Annotated in this window: 15 protein-coding genes and 1 tRNA gene; 8 read left to right on the top strand and 8 right to left on the bottom strand. The window is 63.0% G+C overall.

What is annotated here, in order from left to right; translation table 11 throughout:
- Positions 1-9 precede the first annotated feature (9 nt).
- From ABFX56_RS08545 to ABFX56_RS08535, 3 genes are read left to right on the top strand one after another with little or no spacing between them, the layout of a single operon-like run.
- Positions 10-783 (top strand): class E sortase, encoded by a 774-nt coding sequence (locus tag ABFX56_RS08545; protein ID WP_346232829.1) that lies wholly within the window; start codon positions 10-12, stop codon positions 781-783.
- 3 nt (positions 784-786) lie between these two features.
- Positions 787-945 (top strand): hypothetical protein, encoded by a 159-nt coding sequence (locus ABFX56_RS08540; protein ID WP_346232828.1) that lies wholly within the window; start codon positions 787-789, stop codon positions 943-945.
- Positions 942-1,589, top strand: a complete 648-nt coding sequence (locus tag ABFX56_RS08535; RefSeq protein WP_346232827.1) for an anthranilate synthase component II — start codon at positions 942-944, stop codon at positions 1,587-1,589. The genes ABFX56_RS08540 and ABFX56_RS08535 overlap by 4 nt, the downstream gene beginning before the upstream one ends.
- A 14-nt stretch (positions 1,590-1,603) precedes the next feature.
- On the opposite strand, the gene pknB is transcribed toward ABFX56_RS08535, so the two are convergent.
- The 8 genes from pknB to ABFX56_RS08495 all read right to left on the bottom strand — a co-directional run bounded on the left by pknB (position 1,604) and on the right by ABFX56_RS08495 (position 12,173).
- On the bottom strand, positions 1,604-3,298 hold the full coding sequence (gene pknB / locus ABFX56_RS08530; protein WP_346232826.1) for a Stk1 family PASTA domain-containing Ser/Thr kinase: 1,695 nt from the start codon (positions 3,296-3,298) through the stop codon (positions 1,604-1,606).
- Positions 3,299-3,366: 68 nt separating this feature from the next.
- The gene (locus ABFX56_RS08525) at positions 3,367-5,058 is read right to left on the bottom strand and encodes a serine/threonine-protein kinase (RefSeq protein WP_346232825.1); all 1,692 of its coding nucleotides are present in this window, start codon (positions 5,056-5,058) and stop codon (positions 3,367-3,369) included.
- Complete coding sequence (locus ABFX56_RS08520; RefSeq protein WP_346232824.1) at positions 5,055-6,494, bottom strand: peptidoglycan D,D-transpeptidase FtsI family protein; 1,440 nt, start codon at positions 6,492-6,494, stop codon at positions 5,055-5,057. The genes ABFX56_RS08525 and ABFX56_RS08520 overlap by 4 nt, the downstream gene beginning before the upstream one ends.
- Positions 6,495-7,913: an FtsW/RodA/SpoVE family cell cycle protein gene (locus tag ABFX56_RS08515; RefSeq protein WP_346232823.1), complete on the bottom strand. Its 1,419-nt coding sequence runs from the start codon at positions 7,911-7,913 to the stop codon at positions 6,495-6,497.
- On the bottom strand, positions 7,906-9,150 hold the full coding sequence (locus ABFX56_RS08510) for a PP2C family protein-serine/threonine phosphatase (protein ID WP_346232822.1): 1,245 nt from the start codon (positions 9,148-9,150) through the stop codon (positions 7,906-7,908). The genes ABFX56_RS08515 and ABFX56_RS08510 overlap by 8 nt, the downstream gene beginning before the upstream one ends.
- 4 nt (positions 9,151-9,154) lie before the next feature.
- Positions 9,155-9,688, bottom strand: coding sequence for an FHA domain-containing protein FhaB/FipA (locus tag ABFX56_RS08505; protein WP_346232821.1), 534 nt, complete (start codon positions 9,686-9,688; stop codon positions 9,155-9,157).
- Entirely contained in the window at positions 9,685-10,416 is a 732-nt protein-coding gene (locus ABFX56_RS08500) for an FHA domain-containing protein (protein ID WP_346232820.1), read from the bottom strand. Before ABFX56_RS08500 ends, ABFX56_RS08505 begins: the two co-directional genes overlap by 4 nt.
- Before the next feature lie 107 nt (positions 10,417-10,523).
- Positions 10,524-12,173, bottom strand: a complete 1,650-nt coding sequence (locus tag ABFX56_RS08495; RefSeq protein WP_346232819.1) for an HNH endonuclease signature motif containing protein — start codon at positions 12,171-12,173, stop codon at positions 10,524-10,526.
- Between ABFX56_RS08495 and ABFX56_RS08490 the strand changes: the two genes are divergently transcribed.
- From ABFX56_RS08490 to ABFX56_RS08470, 5 genes are all read left to right on the top strand, one after another.
- Positions 12,144-12,230, top strand: a tRNA-Leu gene (locus ABFX56_RS08490). The two genes, ABFX56_RS08495 and ABFX56_RS08490, sit on opposite strands and share 30 nt — an antisense overlap.
- Positions 12,231-13,115: 885 nt before the next feature.
- On the top strand, positions 13,116-14,111 hold the full coding sequence (locus ABFX56_RS08485) for a LacI family DNA-binding transcriptional regulator (RefSeq protein WP_346232818.1): 996 nt from the start codon (positions 13,116-13,118) through the stop codon (positions 14,109-14,111).
- A gap of 118 nt (positions 14,112-14,229) precedes the next feature.
- Positions 14,230-15,297 (top strand): asparaginase, encoded by a 1,068-nt coding sequence (locus tag ABFX56_RS08480; RefSeq protein ID WP_346232817.1) that lies wholly within the window; start codon positions 14,230-14,232, stop codon positions 15,295-15,297.
- A 43-nt stretch (positions 15,298-15,340) separates the two neighbouring features.
- Positions 15,341-16,219 (top strand): polysaccharide deacetylase family protein, encoded by an 879-nt coding sequence (locus tag ABFX56_RS08475; RefSeq protein WP_346232816.1) that lies wholly within the window; start codon positions 15,341-15,343, stop codon positions 16,217-16,219.
- 13 nt (positions 16,220-16,232) lie between these two features.
- The coding region (locus ABFX56_RS08470) for an amidohydrolase family protein (RefSeq protein WP_346232815.1) at positions 16,233-16,720 on the top strand (488 nt) is incomplete at its 3' end.

The raw sequence follows: 16,720 nt of genomic DNA, 5'->3' as shown, positions 1-16,720 counted from the left end.
ATCGACCACATGAGCGATGAGCTGCGACCGTCGCGCCGCCGGCACGAACGGCCCCGGCTCAGCCTCATTGGGGTGTTGGGCGAACTGCTGGTGACGGCGGGAGTTCTGGTCCTTCTCTTCCTCGGCTGGCAGCTTTGGCTCAATGACGTCATCGTCGGTGGGCAGCAGAACGCCTCGGCGGCGGAACTCGCACACAGCTGGGTGGCGGATCTCCCGGCTGCCCCGACGCCACCGGATGCCCCGCCGACGCAGCCGGTGTCGTACGGAGAACCTGTCGTGGCCACCGAGCCGACGGAGGCTACCAAGTTCGCCATCATGTATATTCCGCGATTCGGACCCGACTACGCCAGGTCCATCGCCGAAGGAGTGGGTACGGTAAAGGTCCTCAATAAGAACGGCATCGGCCACTACCCGGGCACCCAGATGCCTGGGCAGATCGGCAACTTTGCCGTGGCCGCACACCGCACCACGCACGGTGCCCCGTTCAACTCGATCGCGACTCTCCGCGTCGGTGACCGGATCTACGTGCAGACCGAACAGGGCTATTACACCTACGTTTACCGCAACACCGAGTACGTCTATCCGAACGGCGTCGGAGTGAAGAACCCCGTTCCGCAATCGAAGACGGCAGCCACCACCGGCCGGCTCTTGACGATGACCAGCTGCAACCCCAAGCTTTCGGCGGCCGAACGCATCGTGGCGTACAGCGTCTTCGACTCATGGCAGCCGCTGTCGGCCGGCCCGCCAGCCGAGATCGCCGCACTTGTTCTGAAAGGAAGCTAGAGAATGTACGGAGCATTGTGGCGCATCCTGCCCGGACCGGTGTGGGTGCGCATCCTGGAACTGCTGGTATTGCTTGCGATCGTGCTGGCCGTGCTGGTCGAATGGGTCTTCCCGTGGCTGAACACGTTCGTCAACGTCAACGACGTCACGGTGGAGCCATGACCCGGGTCCTCGTCATCGACAACTATGACAGTTTCGTCTACACGCTGAACGGGTACCTGCTGCAGCTGGGCGCAGAGACGACCGTGCTGCGCAACGACGCTTTCACCGCCGAGGAGGCCACTGATCGGCTTGCCGAGTACGACGGCGTACTGCTGTCGCCAGGACCCGGCACCCCGGCCGCAGCCGGTGTTTCAATCCCGCTTGTGCACGCCGCGTTGGCCAGCGGAACTCCGCTGCTCGGAGTCTGCCTGGGGCATCAGGCGATTGCCGAAGCGCTCGGCGCGACGGTGACCAACGCCCCGGAAATCATGCACGGCAAGACCTCGCTGGTCACGCACGATGAGAGTGACTTCTATCACGGTGTGCCGCAGCCGTTCCGCGCCACCCGATATCACTCCCTCGCCGTGGTGGATGCCACCGTGCCGCAGAGGCTCATTGTCACCTCACGCACCGAGAACGGCGCGATCATGGGGCTGCGGCACGACTCTGCGCCGGTGTTCGGGGTGCAGTTCCACCCGGAGTCGGTGCTCACCGAGGGTGGCTACCTGATGTTGGCCAACTGGCTGGCCGTCGTGGGGCTTCCCGAAGCGCGGGAGACCGCACGACACCTGGTGCCGTTGGTCAACCTGGGCACGCCGACGTGAGCTAGGTCCGCGGCTCAGCCCGTGCCGCTGCAGTAGGTGATGGTGATATTGGACCGCTGCGGCTGGTCTCCGGCGGGCAGGGACTGCGAGGTCACGGCTTCGCCGGTGCAGTCCTTGTCCTGCCGGGCGGTGACGTCCAACTGCAGTGCGGTCAGCGTCGCCGTCGCGGTGCCGATCGGTAGGCCGGTGACCGTGGGAACCTTCACCATGCCGTTGGAGACCAACAGGTTCACCGTGTCGCCCTCATGGGCGCTCGCCCCGGCATCCGGATCGCTGCGTAGGACGATGCCGGCGGGAACGGTGGCCGAATAGTCGCTGTCGGTCTGGCCGTACTTGAGTTTTGCCGCCTCGAGGGTTGAGATCGCGTTCGCTTCCGGCATGTTGCGGAGCATTGGTACGGTCACCGGGTTCTTGCCCAACGAAACCCACACCTTGACCACCTGCCGCTTGCCGACGACCGTTCCGGATTCCGGATCGGTGCGGGTGATCACTCCGGCGGGGACGGTGTCGCTGGAGACGCCGAACCGGTTGGGTACCAGGCCCAGCTTGGTAAGCGTTTGCGCGCCGTTCTCGTATTGCGCCCCGACGACGCCGGGTACCTCCACGGAAAGGTCTGGCGCGATGGCAGTCTGCTGGAAAGTGAGCACCCAGAACATCACCGCCGCAATGATCACGGCGACGATGGTGACGCCCGCCCAGATCCAGGCGACCGGCGGACGAGTCTGCGTGCGGACCAGACGTTCATCGTTGGTGGCCGACAGTTGACGCATTGTGGCTTCGGAGCCGGCGACCGCGTGCGGGTTCACACCGAACAGCGTGGCGTTGAAGTCGGCGACCGGTTTATGCACCGGCACGTTGCCGGCGGCCGCCGCTTCCAGGTCGGCGCGGAACTCGCCGGCGGTTTGGAAACGGTCGAACTTGTCCTTGCTGAGCGAGTGCAACACCACGGCGTCCAGGGCGGGGGAGATGCGAGGATTCAGGTTACTGGGCGCGGGAGCCTGTTCGCTGATGTGTTGGTAGGCCACCGCGGCCGGGCGGTCGCCGCGGAACGGCGGCCTGCCGGTGAGCAACTCGAACAGCACGACACCGGTCGAATACAGGTCGGTGCGGGCATCCACTGTCTCGCCGCGCGCCTGCTCGGGGGAGAAGTACTGGGCCGTGCCCAGGATGGCACTGGTATCGGCCACGGTCGCGGAGTTGTCTGACACGGCTCTGGCGATGCCGAAGTCCATCACCTTTACCTGGCCGTTCTGGGTGACCATGACATTGCCCGGCTTGATGTCGCGGTGCACGAGCAGTGCGCGGTGGCTGTACTCCAGCGCGGTGAGCACTCCGGAGATGATGCGGATGGCTTCTCTCGGCTCGAGAGGGCCGTCGGCGATGATGTCTTTGAGCAGCCGGCCGTCCACGTACTCCATGACGATGAACGGCAGTTGGGTCTCGTGGCCGTTCGGTTCGCGGATCGTCTCCTCGCCGGCGTCGAATACCCGCACGATGGTGGGGTGCGCCATCCTGGCGGCCTTCTGCGCTTCCTCACGGAACAGGATGCGGAATTTCGGATCGGTGGCCAGGGACGGCTTCAGGAGCTTGATGGCCACCCGTCGCCCCAGTCGGGTGTCGGTGCCCAGGTGCACGTCGGCCATGCCGCCGTGCCCAATCAGTGCCCCGACCTCGTACCTGCCGGCGAGCAGGCGAGTACCTTCTGTCACGTGCGCTCTCCCGGATGGCCTCGGTAATCCCTTGCCAGTGTAACCGGTGGCGACAACTTCACTTCCTGCTACGGAGTCGGGACGGCACTTTTCAGGGTGAGGGTCGGGGATGCCGGTGACTGGATGCCCGAGCACTCGGCCAGATAGCTGACCGTGGTGTCGCCCGGCTCGGCCGGCAGGTTGAAGGTGGTCGTTCTCGTCGTTGCCGGGATCGGATTGTCAGGAGATGGCTGCCCATTCACGCTCACCCGGTAGGCGGTGAGGCTGGTGCTCGCCGGGCAGCCCTTGTAGTCATCCCACTGCACGGTGACCTTGCTTCCCGGAACGTAAACGCCGCCGTTGGCGGGCGGGTCGGCGGATTTCACCGTCGGTGCGCTCGGTGCCGTGGGTTCGGGCATCGCCGACCATACCTTGACCGTGACCTGGGTGCCCTTGTCGAGGTTCCCGGTGGGGTTGACGTCGTAGACCTTGCCCACGTCGTTGGGGTTCTGCGCGCTGGATCCCTCCTGCACGTCGGCGATCATGCCCAGGCTCTGGAGCAGGTCACGGGCCTCGTCGGCCGTCTTGCCGACGAAGTCCCCTTTGACGATACTGACCGTGGTGACGGTGGGGCTGGGTGTGGGCGTCGGGGACGGGGACGGCGAACTCGACGTGACGGACGGTGACGGGCTTACCGGGACCGGGGTCTTCTGCTGCTGCAGCGCCAGGATGATTCCGGCCAGCACCACGAGCAGAATCAGCGCGATCAGCGCGATCAGCGGCCAGGTCCACGGGTTCCTGCGCTTTTTCGCCGCGGCGGCCGCTTGCGCCCGCGTGGGGCCTGCGGCCGGGGATGCCGTCGTGAGCAGACGGGTGGCCTGGTCGTTGTCGGACGGGTTGCGCAGCACCGCCAGTGATCCGGTGCCCACGACACCGGGGACGGCGGCGGCGGCGGCGGCCACATCCCCACGACGGAGAGCTTGAGCCGCTCTGGCCAGGTGGGCCGCAGAGGCCGGCCGGTTGGCCGGGTTCTTCGCGATGGACGAGTAAACGAGGTTGCGCACCGGCTCCGAGACGGTGACCGGCAGCTCCGGTGCCGCCTCGTTGATCTGAGCCATGGCGATGGCAACCTGCGATTCGCCGGTGAACGGCCGACGGCCGGCGAGGCACTCGTAGGCGACGATGCCGAGCGAGTAGATGTCGGTGGTGGGGGAGGCCGGATGTCCGCTGGCCTGCTCGGGGGACAGGTACTGCACGGTGCCCATGACCTGGCCGGTGGCGGTCAGCGGCACCTGGTCGGCGATGCGGGCGATGCCGAAGTCGGTGATCTTGACGCGGCCGTCCGGGGTGATCAGCAGGTTGCCCGGTTTGATGTCGCGGTGCACGAGACCCGCTGAATGGGCAGCGTGCAGCGCCGCAGCGGTTTGCGCGACGATGTCCAGTACCCGGTCGGTGGAGAGCACCCGCTCGCGTTCGAGGATGGTCGACAGCGCTTCGCCGGGCACCAGCTCCATCACCAGGTAAGCGCTGCCATCTTCTTCGCCGTAGTCGAAGACGTTCGCGATGCCCTCGTGGTTGACCAGCGCCGCGTGCCGCGCCTCGGCGCGGAACCGCTCGAGGAACCCAGGGTCACCCAGGTATTCGTCCTTCAAGATCTTGATCGCGACGGTGCGACCGATGACGAGGTCGGTGGCCTCCCACACCTCGCCCATGCCGCCGATGGCGATGCGACTGGAAAGTTGGTACCGTCCCCCGAAAGTGAGGCCGCTAGTGGGTCTCATTTGTTCAGCACCGCCTCTATTACCTTCCTCGCAATTGGTGCAGCTACCTGATTACCGAAACCAGTCCCGTTTTCGACGACGACTGCAATGGCGATCTGTGGATCGTTCGCGGGGGCGAATCCGGTGAACCAGAGAGTGTTCGCTCGTCCCTGCCCGTTCTGCGCTGTTCCGGTTTTGCCGCCCACGTCGACTCCGCTTATTCTCCCATTACTGGCAGCGCCATTGTTGACGTTGTTCACCATGAGTTGTCGCAGCGTCGCACTGCTCTGAGCGCTGATCGGTTGACTGTAGACGCTGGGCGTGAACGGCTGGATCACCTTGAGATTCGGGGCAGTCACGGTCTTGACCACTGTTGGTTGCATCAGAGTCCCTCCATTGGCGATGCCGGCTGTCACCATCGCGATTTGCAGCGGGGTGACCCGCACATCACCCTGTCCGAACGAGGAGAGCATGACGCTTGGCGCATCCATGTTCTTTGGATACACACTCCGGGTTGCCGGCATCGGAACCTTGATTCGGTCTCCGAAGCCGAACTTTTTGGCGTAACTGCCGATCGTGTCTTGCCCGACTGCCGCGCCGATCTGGGCGAATGGAACATTGCAGCTTTGACGCAGCGCATCGGCGATGGAAATGGTCGCCGTGCCACCGCAGGTGCCTTCTTCCGCGTTGTGCAGCACGGACGAACTCAGCGGCAGTTGCAGAGTAGGCGGATTGGGGAACTGGCTGTCCGCGGTGAACTTGCCGCTGTCGATGGCCGCCGAGGTGACCACCAGCTTGAATACGGATCCGGGATGGTACAGGTCGCCGGCGATGGTGCGGTTCACCAGAGGGTCGGTCGGATCGGCCAGGAGTGCTTTGTAGGCGGCGATCACGTCTTTGGTGTTGTGGGATGCCAGCGGATTGGGGTCGAAGGCTGGTTTAGAGACCATGGCCAACACCGCGCCGGTTTTCGGGTTCAGGGCGATGACGGCGCCGTTGTAGTTGCCGAGCGCATCCCAGGCGGCCTGTTGTGCGACCGGATCGATGGTCAATTCGACCGCGGCGCCCTTGGGCTTGTCGCCGGTGAGGATGGCATTGACCTTGTCCAGGAACTGGTCGTTAGCGGTTCCGCTGAGGTGATCGTTGAGGGCGGACTCGACGCCGGTGGTGCCCTGATTGAGGGTGAAGTATCCGGTGACGGCGGAGTAGAGCTGCGGGTTCGTGTAAACGCGCTGGAAGTTGTACTGGTCGTCGGAGGGTTTCGACTCCGCGATCGGCTGTCCTTGAACCAGGATCGGGCCGCGTTCGGCGGAGTAACTGTCGTACATGGTGCGCACGTTGCGGCTGTCGACGCGGAGGTTGTCGACCTGGAACACGCCGATCACGGTGCTGGAGCACAGCAGTGCCACGAACATCACCAGCACCGCCGTGCTGATTCTCTTGAGTTCCTTGTTCATCTAGCCCACCACCAGCCTCGGCTGGTTTCGGATGGTGTCGGACAGGCGCAGCAGCAGCGCGGCGATGATCCAGTTGGCTACCAGCGACGAGCCTCCGGCCGCCAGAAACGGTGTGGTCAGTCCGGTTAGCGGGATCACCCGGGTGACGCCGCCGATGACGATGAATACCTGCAGCGCGATGACAAAGGCCAGGCCGACGCCGAGCAGCCGGCCGAAGTCATCCGACCCGGCGAAACCGACCCGCATGCCACGGGAGACCAACAGCAGGTACAGCGCGAGAATGGCGAACAGACCAGCCAGGCCGAGTTCTTCACCGAGGCTCGCGACGATGAAGTCGCTTTCGGCCAGGGGAACGATCGTGGGTCGCCCCTCACCCAGCCCGGTGCCGAGCAGTCCGCCGTGCGCCAGGCCGAACAACCCCTGAACCAGCTGATAGCTGCCGCCCTGCCGGTCATAGACGTCGGGGCTGAACGCGTCGAGCCAGCCGTGGAAGCGGGAAGTGACGTAGCCGAGCGCCTGGCCAGCGACCACGGCGCCGGCGAGGAACAACCCTAATCCGAGGATCACCCAGCTCAGTCGGCCGGTGGCGACGTAGATCATCACCAGGAACAGGCCGAAGTAGAGCAGGGAAGTGCCGAGGTCCCGTTGGAAGATGAGCACCGCCATCGCGGCGGCCCAAGTCACAAGAATGGGGCCGAGGTCCCTGGCCCGGGGGAAGCGCATGCCGAGGAACTTCTTGCCCACCATCGAGAGACTGTCTCGGCTTTCGACAAGGTATCCGGCGAAGAAGATTGCCAGCGCTATCTTGCCCAGTTCTCCCGGCTGGAACGAGAACGGTCCGATGTCGATCCAGACCCGGGAACCGAATTTCTCAGCGCCAATGAAAGGCAGCATCGGCAACAGCAGCAAGGCTATGCCGGTGAACATCGCAATGTAGCGGTAACGCTGCAGCACGCGGTGGTTTCGGATGACGATGATGACGATGAGAGCAATGGCCATTGCCATCGCGGTCCACACGATCTGCCGGACCGAGGCAGCCTCCCAACCGGAAACCCCGTGCGCGATGTCGATGCGGTAGATCTCGGCGATGCCTAACCCATTGAGCAAGGTGACGATGGGGAGGATGAACGGGTCTGCTTGGGAGGCGACGAAGCGCAGGGCGACGTGCATACCCAAGGCGAGCACGGCAAGACCGGCGCCCTGGAAGATCACATCGAGGTGCACAGCACCGAGCGCGCCTAGCTGCACGAGAACCGCGGCGGCGCCGTTGATCGCGCAGGCGAACAACAAGAGCACGAGCTCCAGGTTGCGGAGCTTGGCCGGAACACGCAGCGTGAGCTTGATGCTACTGGTGAATGCGGCGCGAGGGCTGGCCGGCGTCGGTCGGTCGATTGCTGCGGTGTTCTGGCTGTCAGTCATGTGCGGAGTTGCTCAGTCGGTCGAGGATCGCCTTGGCGTCGTCGAGATTGTCGGCGCTGATCGTGTTGACCACGCTGTCGCGCCAGTAGGCCGGCAGGTCGTCCAGCCGCAGGCTGGTCTCTTCGTAGACGCTGTGCAGCGAGATCGGCCCGATGTTCTGTTGCACGCCCTGGAAGATAGCAACCGATTCTCCGTCGGCGCCCACGTAGTAGTGGGTTTGCGTCCACCGGTAACCGAACACGAGGGCCACCGCAATCGCAATAACGGCCAGGCCGATGCCGATCAGCCAGCTGATCCGCCGCCGTTTCGAGCGTCGTTTGTCTTCCTCAATGAGTTCGTTGAGATATTCGTCCGACTCCGGCTCAAAGTGGCTGTCCTCCTGCAGGGTGACCTTGAGCGGATGCAGGAGCAGGGTGGGCAGGCGGAGGGAGCGCCGGGAGGAGTCGTTTTCGAACGACAACGGCTGCGCCGCGGATCCCACGACCTCCGCGGGTGCGGTGGAGGAGTCGCCGGTCTCGTCGATGTCGACCACGACCACGGTGACGTTGTCCGGCGCGCCAACGCTAAGGCTTTCCTCGACAAGCCGCTGCGCCGCATCCTGAGCGGTCGCTGCCGACTGCAACACCGCACGGATCTTCTCGTCCGAGACGTAGCTGCTGAGTCCGTCGGAACAGATCAGCCAGCGGTCACCCGGCTGCACAGCCTGCACGGTGGTGTCGATTTCGGGCGTGGCGTCCACGTCACCGAGCACCCGCATGAGCACCGAGCGCCGCGGATGCACGGCCGCTTCTTCCGGCGTGATTCGTCCGGAGTCGACCAGTCGTTGCACAAAGGTGTGGTCGGCGCTGATCTGGGACAGTTCGCCGCCGCGAAGTAGATAGATCCTAGAGTCACCGATGTGCGCGATCGCGACTTCGTCGCCCACTCGGAGAATGGCGCTTACTGTTGTGCCCATTCCCATGAGTTCGGGGTGTTCGAAGACCGTTTGGGCGAGAAGTGTGTTCGCCGCGATGAAGGCCGACTGCAAGGCGTATTGGGCGTCGTGGGCGGAGGCATAGTCCTTGTCGGTCTCCATAACACGGCGCAGTGCGACCGCCGAGGCGACATCGCCGCCGGCGTGGCCGCCCATCCCGTCGGCCACGACAAATAGCCGACTGCCGGCGTAACCGGAGTCCTGGTTGTTCGCGCGGATCTTTCCTACATGGGAAACCGCGGCGCTCTTGCCCGTTGTCGGCATCCGGCTACCGCCGCAGTTCGAAACTGGTCGTGCCGATTTTGATGGGGGTATTCAGCGGAACGTGGGTAGGCACCGTGACGCGCACGCCGTCGAGGAATGTGCCGTTGGTGGAGTCGAGGTCTTGCAGCACCCAGTCGTCGCCCCAGAGCAGCAGTCTGGCGTGGTGCGTCGAGGTGTAGTCGTCCCGGATCACGAGGCCGCTTTCGCCCGAGCGTCCGATGGTGAGCGGGTCGCCAGAGAGTGGGAGTTCCATGCCGGCTTTGGCTCCGGAGGTAATGACAAGCCGTTTCGCCGAGGTGGCAGTTGCCGGTGCGTCACTCGGGCTCTGACCGGCGGCTCGCGCGGCGGGCTGCGCAGCAGGTGCCGCTGTAGGGCGACCGGCTGCGGGAAAGGGGGATGCCGCCTGTCCTTCCTGGGGCATCCGTCGCACGCGCTGGCCGAAGAGGTCGGAACGAAGGGCGTAGACGACGGCGAACACGAAAGCCCAGAGAAGAAGGAGGAACCCGAATCTCAGGAGCAGCAGTGTCAGTTCGCTCACCGACGACCACCGTCATCGCGCGTTGACGGATCGACCCGGAGGTCGGAGAACTGGTCGATCGACGACGATTGGGCCAACACTCGGAAAACGATACGGGTTCGACCGACCGAAATCACCGAATCGGCGGGAAGCGGTGCGCGTTTCACCGGTACCCCGTTGAGTTGGGAGCCGTTAGTCGAGCCCAGGTCGTTGACTTCGGCTCGGGAGCCGTCCCAGAGCACTTCGACGTGCTTGCGGGAGATTCCCGTGTCGTCGACGACGACATCCGCGTCGCTGCCGCGACCGATGATGGTTCGGGACTTGGTGATCGGATACCGCTTGCCGCCGATGTCGAGCACGGGCGTCCATTGCACGGTGCCCTTGATGTTGACCGAGTCGACCTGGATCATGCCTTGGCTGAGCGCCGGGTCTTCGGCAAGTTTGATGCTGATTCCGCCGGGGAATTGGTAGTGCTGGGCGGTGGCGTGCTGTTGCACGAGCTGGGTCAGCTCGTCTATCAGGGCCGGGCCGATCGCGGTCATCCGTTCGTGGTCGACGGAACTGAGCCGTACGGTGAACTTGTTCGGCACCAGAATGCGATCGCGGGAGACCACTGCCGCCTTGGTGTCCAGTTCCCGGCGCAGGGCGCTGGTGATCTCGATCGGTTGCAGACCGCTCTTAAAGGTCTTGGCGAAGGCGCCGTTGACCGCCCGCTCAAGACCTCTTTCGAAGTTGTCCAGTAGCCCCAAGAAATCCCTCTCAGCGTGCGCGTACGTATCACGATGTTAGTCGGTGGGGCCCAGACTGGGCTGTTTCTGTGCACTGGCACACCCTGTGACGGTAAATGGACACAGTCCTACCCTGATGGTTCTATGACGGTTCGCCGCTTGGCGCGGGTGGAACTCTCGCGCACCAGGTCGGCCAGTGCAGCGCTCTTGAACGGCATCGCGAGCGGCGTCTGCGACGGGTCCTGCAGACGGGGCGGGATGAGCCAGTAGCGCGCACCGGAGCGTGTGATACGCCAGCCGTTGTCGTGGAGCAGCATGTGGTGGTGGCGACAGAGCAGGATGCCATCGATCACATCGGTGTTCCCGTGATCCCGGTTCCACTCGTTGATATGGTGTGCTTCGGTCCATGAGACCGGCCGGTTGCACCCCGGCCACATGCAGCCGCCGTCACGGGTCGCCAGGGCGATCCGTTGACGCTTGTTGAACCGGCGCTGCGCCCGGCCGACGTTGAGGGGCTGTTCGGCGTCATCGAAGACGATGGGTTGGACCCCGGTGTCGCACAAGGCCCGTTGAACGGTTGCAATCGACACCGGGTCGAGCTGACCTTCGATTCGACCATGCCCTGCGCCCTCGCGTAACGACTGTTCGGTCACCAGAACCCGCACCGCAGGACGGTTTGTGCCGATCACGCTGTCGGGGGCGGCGTCGGCGCCGATCGTGAGCAATTGCAGGAAGCCGTCGTGGGCGAGTTGTTCGGTGGTGCGCGGATCTGAGGTGATGGCGTCGGCACGCGACTGTTCTGCTGGATCCACGAAGCGCGGACCGCCTCGTCGCGGTGAGGTGAGTTGGTCGTAGGTTGCAGTCACGATCGCGGCGGATTCCGGGTCCAGCAGCCACACCAGCTTGGTCATTCCGTCCGGTTGCAGGAACACCCGTAGCGACCTTCGCTGTCGGCGCTCGGCCTCCCGTTCCGCTATGCCGGCCTCATCCAGGTCATCGCGAAGAGCCCGTGCTCGATTGGCGAGTTCGTCGACGTTAAGGGTCTTTGCCAATTCGACGAGGCGCGCCGCAGCATCCGTGAGTGTCAGTTCCGTAATATCCGTGGATGGCTCGCCTAGTCCGATGCGGATCGCTTCCGCCGCTTCGAGGGAAATGACCGCTGCCGCCGCTGCTTCGGCGATCGGTGCGAGCCACGGCTTTGCGGGCTCGCTGCCAGGACGGAGCGGTTGATCACCATCTATGGAGACGCCGGGTCTGTTCGCCTCCGTCTTGGCGTCCTCTGCCTGGTGGATCATGATGCCGACTCGTACGAGCTTTGACGCCTCTCGAGTGCTGTCTCCTGTGACGTTCTGAATCAGCCCTGCCGGAGTGCGGAATCCCGAGCGTTGCGCCAATCCCGCGTATCCCAGTTCGTGCCGGGAGCGGCGTGCGATTTCACCAGCCGCCATCGCAACCGTGGCATTGATTCGTCTCTGTATTCGAGACGCACGTGCCGGAACGTCGAGAAGCTCCTCGTCAGAAAGTGTGTCGAAGTGCGAAGAATCGGCAGGTAGAGACTCTGCCATTGTCTCTAACGAGGCTAGGGATTCGGCGACTTCGGACATGATCCAATTCTCGCACAATCGAATACACATTCGGAGCAGTTGTGCAAGCTTGTGGATAACTTTTTTCAACTCGGTTGTTGCAAGTGCGCCACGTGCGATAGCCGGAAGAGTGCCTGTGCTGGCTGTGGTAATCTCGCATGATTGGCGCGGGTGGCGAAATTGGCAGACGCGCACGGTTCAGGTCCGTGTGCCCGTGAGGGCATGGGGGTTCAAGTCCCCCCTCGCGCACCAAGACGAAGTCGCACTTTAGAGGTATTCGACTTCGGACGTTGCAAAAATAGGGGCCAGATCGGGAGAAATCTCGATCTGGTCCCTATTTTCATACTGTTCTGGCCGCGTTGGCGGCGTTCGGAACGCGTTGATGGGTGCCGAAACACGAAAAGCCCGCCACGAGGGCAGGCTGATGCGTTCTGGTCGAGCTGGGAAATGTGGTGCGCGGGCTGAACGAGGTCAGCGCGGTGGAGGTTCGATTCCGTCGGCGAGGAGTTCGGCCTCAATCATTTCGAGTTCTTCGAATTCCATCTGTTCGATGGTTTCGTACTTGTTCTTGGTCGTTGAGGGTCGGCCGCGGTGCAGTTCGGTAAGGGAGCTTGCGAAACGAGATCTTGACTGTGGCACTACTCGCCGTGCGCAACCACCGACGCAATATAGAGCGCGCGTTACCTGATCAAGGCGACTTAGCATGGTCCGAACTCGGTCCTTCCGCCCAGGCCTCACTGCGACGCGTGGCAGAACTACGCAATCGAACAGTCCTTCAGCCAAGTCGCCCGATAAAGCATCCGCTTGAGCGCCGCCCGCGGAGGGTTCGTCTTGTGAACGTCTGGGGGTAGTGCGAGAGGTTTCGGATGTTGGGGGGATCAAGGACCTCGACGAGACGCTCCTGAAAGCAGCACAAAGCTAACGTCACCGTTCGAAGGCGGCGGCGAGGAATTCTTCGTCTTCGGCGGCGTTCCGCCCGGGCAGGTTGACCGGAGTTCGATCACCTAAGATAACCTCGTAGCCGCCCACGCATGAGGACAAAAAAGTGGCTGGATGCACGGAGCCTTCCGTGCTTCCTCCGGCAGGATTCGGGGAGTTGTGATTTTGCCCAAGCGCCGTCCGACGCCGACTCTCCGGATGATCGCCGACGAACTCGGATTGAATGTATCGACCGTCTCTCGAGTGTTGAACGCCCCTGAGCAGGATGTTCACCTCTGGGCCGCGCCCGACACCGAGCAGCGCATCCGCGAGGCGGCCAGGCGGCTTGACTATGCGCCTAACCCGTACGCTGCGAGTTTACGGACGTCGCGCTTGAACCTGGTTGGCGTTATAGTCCCTCGACTCCAGGACTTCGTGCTTGCAACGGTTTACGAAGGTATCGAGGAAGCGGCGATCGAGAGGGGTCTGGCGACCTTCGTCACCAACTCACTCAACAAACTCGAGAATCAGCGTGCGCGTGCAAACATGATGCTCCAACGACGTGTCGACGGCCTCATCTTTGGCGACGCGCGTCTGGACGACCCGTACCTCGACGAACTTGCCGGTCGAAGTATCCCCTTCGTGCTTGTGAGCAGACACTCCGGCACGCACATTGCGGTCACTTGCGACGACTATGTCGGAGGGAGGCTTGTCGGTGAACATCTCCTTGGGAGTGGTCGCCGTGATGTTGCCGTCCTCGCGGGACTGCCGTTTGCTTCTACGGCGCAGGATCGTACTCGAGGACTGGTTGATGTCTTTCGGGAGGCCGGCCTGGTGATCCCGAGCAGCAGAATAGTTTTTGGTGAGTTCGACGCGCCGGGCGGGAGGGCCGCCGCCGAAAAGATGCTCGAGTCTGGGCCGGTACCGGACGCCATTTTTGCGACCAACGACTTTGCCGCTTTCGGCGCGCTTGGCGTGCTGCGTGACCATGGTTTGCATGTTCCAACTGACGTGGCCCTGGTCGGATACAACGACATACCCCTGGCCGCCGAAGCATCTGTTCCGTTGACGACCGTTCGTTCTCCCATGCACCTGATGGGACGTCGTGCATTGGAAAAGCTACACGACCTCATGCGCGGAGAGACCGTGGCATCGGAACAACTGCCCCCTGAACTCATAGTGCGCGAATCCTCTGGGCGCGGATCCGAAGGCTAATCGCTCAGTAGGCGGTGCGGTCGGCTGCATAGCCAGGATGGGAGAAGACTCCCGACTCACTCATTCCTACACAAACGGTTGCGCGACCGTTTGTGTTCCTGTAGGTTGTTCCGCGAGGGTGGTCTACGAAGGCGTAAGACAGGTGGCCGGAAGGCACAACCCCATCGCTGAAGGGTCAATGCCGATTCCAAGAGTGCTTGTTCTCACAACGGGTGGAACGATCGCATCGCGACGTTCGGACCGCGGCTCCTCTGTCGCTACCGACACGGCTGGAGACTTGCTTGCCCGGTTTCACAGTGTCGGGAATTCGAAGTCGCTCAACGGCGTGACGCTGGATGCACAAGACATCATGCTCGTCGGCAGTTACCTGCTGGAGCCCGAAGACATGCTCGAAATCGCCCGTAGGGTCCGCCAGGGACTGCTGTCAGAGGATGTCGTCGGGGTGGTGGTGACGCATGGAACCGACACGATGGAAGAAACCGCGTACCTCGTCGACCTCGTCCACGACGATGCACGACCGGTGGTCTTTACCGGCGCACAGCGGCCGGCCGACGCACCGGATACCGACGGACCGCGCAATTTGGCGGACGCGGTGGCGGTGGCCAGTCACGAAAGTGCTCGCGGACTGGGTGCGCTCATTGTCTTCGACGGGCAAGTTTTCGCGGCTGCCGCAACCCGCAAGACGAACACCCTTGCGTCTGCGGCCTTCTCGTCGACGATTTCAGGTCCGGTCGGATATGTGCGGCAAGGCTGCTTCGTTCTGACCAGCGCACCGCGGCGACCAGTGCCGCTGGAATTGGAATCGCTGAGCCTTGCGGGAGTGCGAGTCGATATTGTCCCCTTTTATCCAGGAGCCGATGCGACGGCTTTTCGCGCCGTCGAGGCGGCGGGGGCCACCGGCGTCGTTGTCGAAGCCGTCGGCGCCGGGAATGTAAACCCAAGATTCTGCGCGGAGGTCACCCGGCTCACTGCGGCTGGGATGGTGGTCGCGTTTTCAACTCGTGTCGCGGCGGGGCCGGTGGCGGCCCTCTATGGCGCAGGCGGCGGTAGCGACTTGGTGGACGCGGGTGCTGAGCTCATCGCCACGCTGCGACCGCCGCAGGCTCGGATTCTCCTGATCGCATTACTTGCCCGCTTTCACGACCCGGATCGAGTCCGACAGGAACTTCACCGCCGAGCAATCTAATCGCTTTACCCCCTGATCTCCCGCTATTGAAAGGATTTCTGCAATGACCAAGGAAATACGTGTTGCGTTTGGCGTCGACGTTGATGCCGTTGCCGGCTGGCTCGGGTCATATGGAGGTGAAAACTCCCCTGACGACATCTCCCGCGGAATGTTCGCTGGTGAAGTGGGCGTGCCGCGCCTTCTTCGGCTGTTCGAGCGACACGACCTTCGCACGACGTGGTTCATCCCAGGACACTCCATAGAGACCTTTCCAGATGAGACGCGAATGGTCGTGGATGGGGGCCACGAAGTCGGCGTGCATGGTTATTCACACGAGAACCCGATCGCGATGACCCGCGACCAGGAAAGCGCGATCCTCGACCGTTGCATAGGACTCATCGAAGGTGTTACCGGCAGCCGCCCTACCGGTGCTGTCGCGCCGTGGTGGGAGTTTTCTCCGGCAACGGCAGAACTGCTTTTGGAACGCGGCATCAAATACGATCATTCGCTCATGCACAATGACTTCAGCCCGTATTACGTGCGCGTGGGTGATTCCTGGACCAATATCGACTACTCGCAACCGGCCGACACCTGGATGAAACCGCTCGTGCGCGGCCAGGAAACAAGCCTGGTCGAAATACCCGCGAACTGGTACCTCGACGACCTGCCGCCCATGATGTTCATTAAAGGCAGCCCCAACAGCCACGGGTTCGTCAGCCCGCGCCATCTTGAGCAAATGTGGCGTGACCAATTCGATTGGGTCTATCGCGAGATGGACAGTGCCGCTTTCACCATGACCATTCATCCTGATGTCTCGGGTCGTCCCCAGGTCCTGCTCATGCTGGAACGACTCATCGAACACATCAATGGGCACGAGGGGGTTCGGTGGTCGACCTTCGACGAGATCGCCGACGACTTCATCGCCCGCAATCCACGATCGTGAAAGGAGCAGGACCGTGTTGATTCAAGGCTGCGAGATCCTCGGGTTCGACCCCGATCACAACTCCACCCCCTACCGGGGCGACATTAGGTTGGAAGGCGCCCTCATCGCCGAAATCGGCGACGGCCTCGTGCCGAAAGCGGACGAGACTGTTCTGGATGGGCGGGGGAAGCTTGTCGCGCCCGGGCTCGTCAATGCGCACCTTCATTCCCAGGAGGCTTTGTTCAAGGGCCGCTATGACAACCTCCCGCTTGAGCTTTGGATGCTCTACGCGTACCCGATCCTGAATGCTCAAAGGATCTCGCCAGAGCTCATCTATCTGCGAACCATGCTGGTCGGCATGGAGGCGCTTCGAAACGGTGTGACCACCGTTGTCGACGATGTCATCGAGCTGCCGGCACAGTCGATGGATCAGTTGGATGCGGTGTTTCGCGCTTACGACGATCTCGGAATCCGGGCGAACGTGTCGGGACACATCATCAACCGGCCATTTGTCGACACTGT

Source organism: Parafrigoribacterium mesophilum, from assembly GCF_039652555.1.
Taxonomy (GTDB): Bacteria; Actinomycetota; Actinomycetes; order Actinomycetales; family Microbacteriaceae; genus Parafrigoribacterium; species Parafrigoribacterium mesophilum.
The sequence above is the reverse complement of the archived record's forward strand: the minus strand, read 5'-3'. Positions and strand labels throughout refer to the sequence as shown.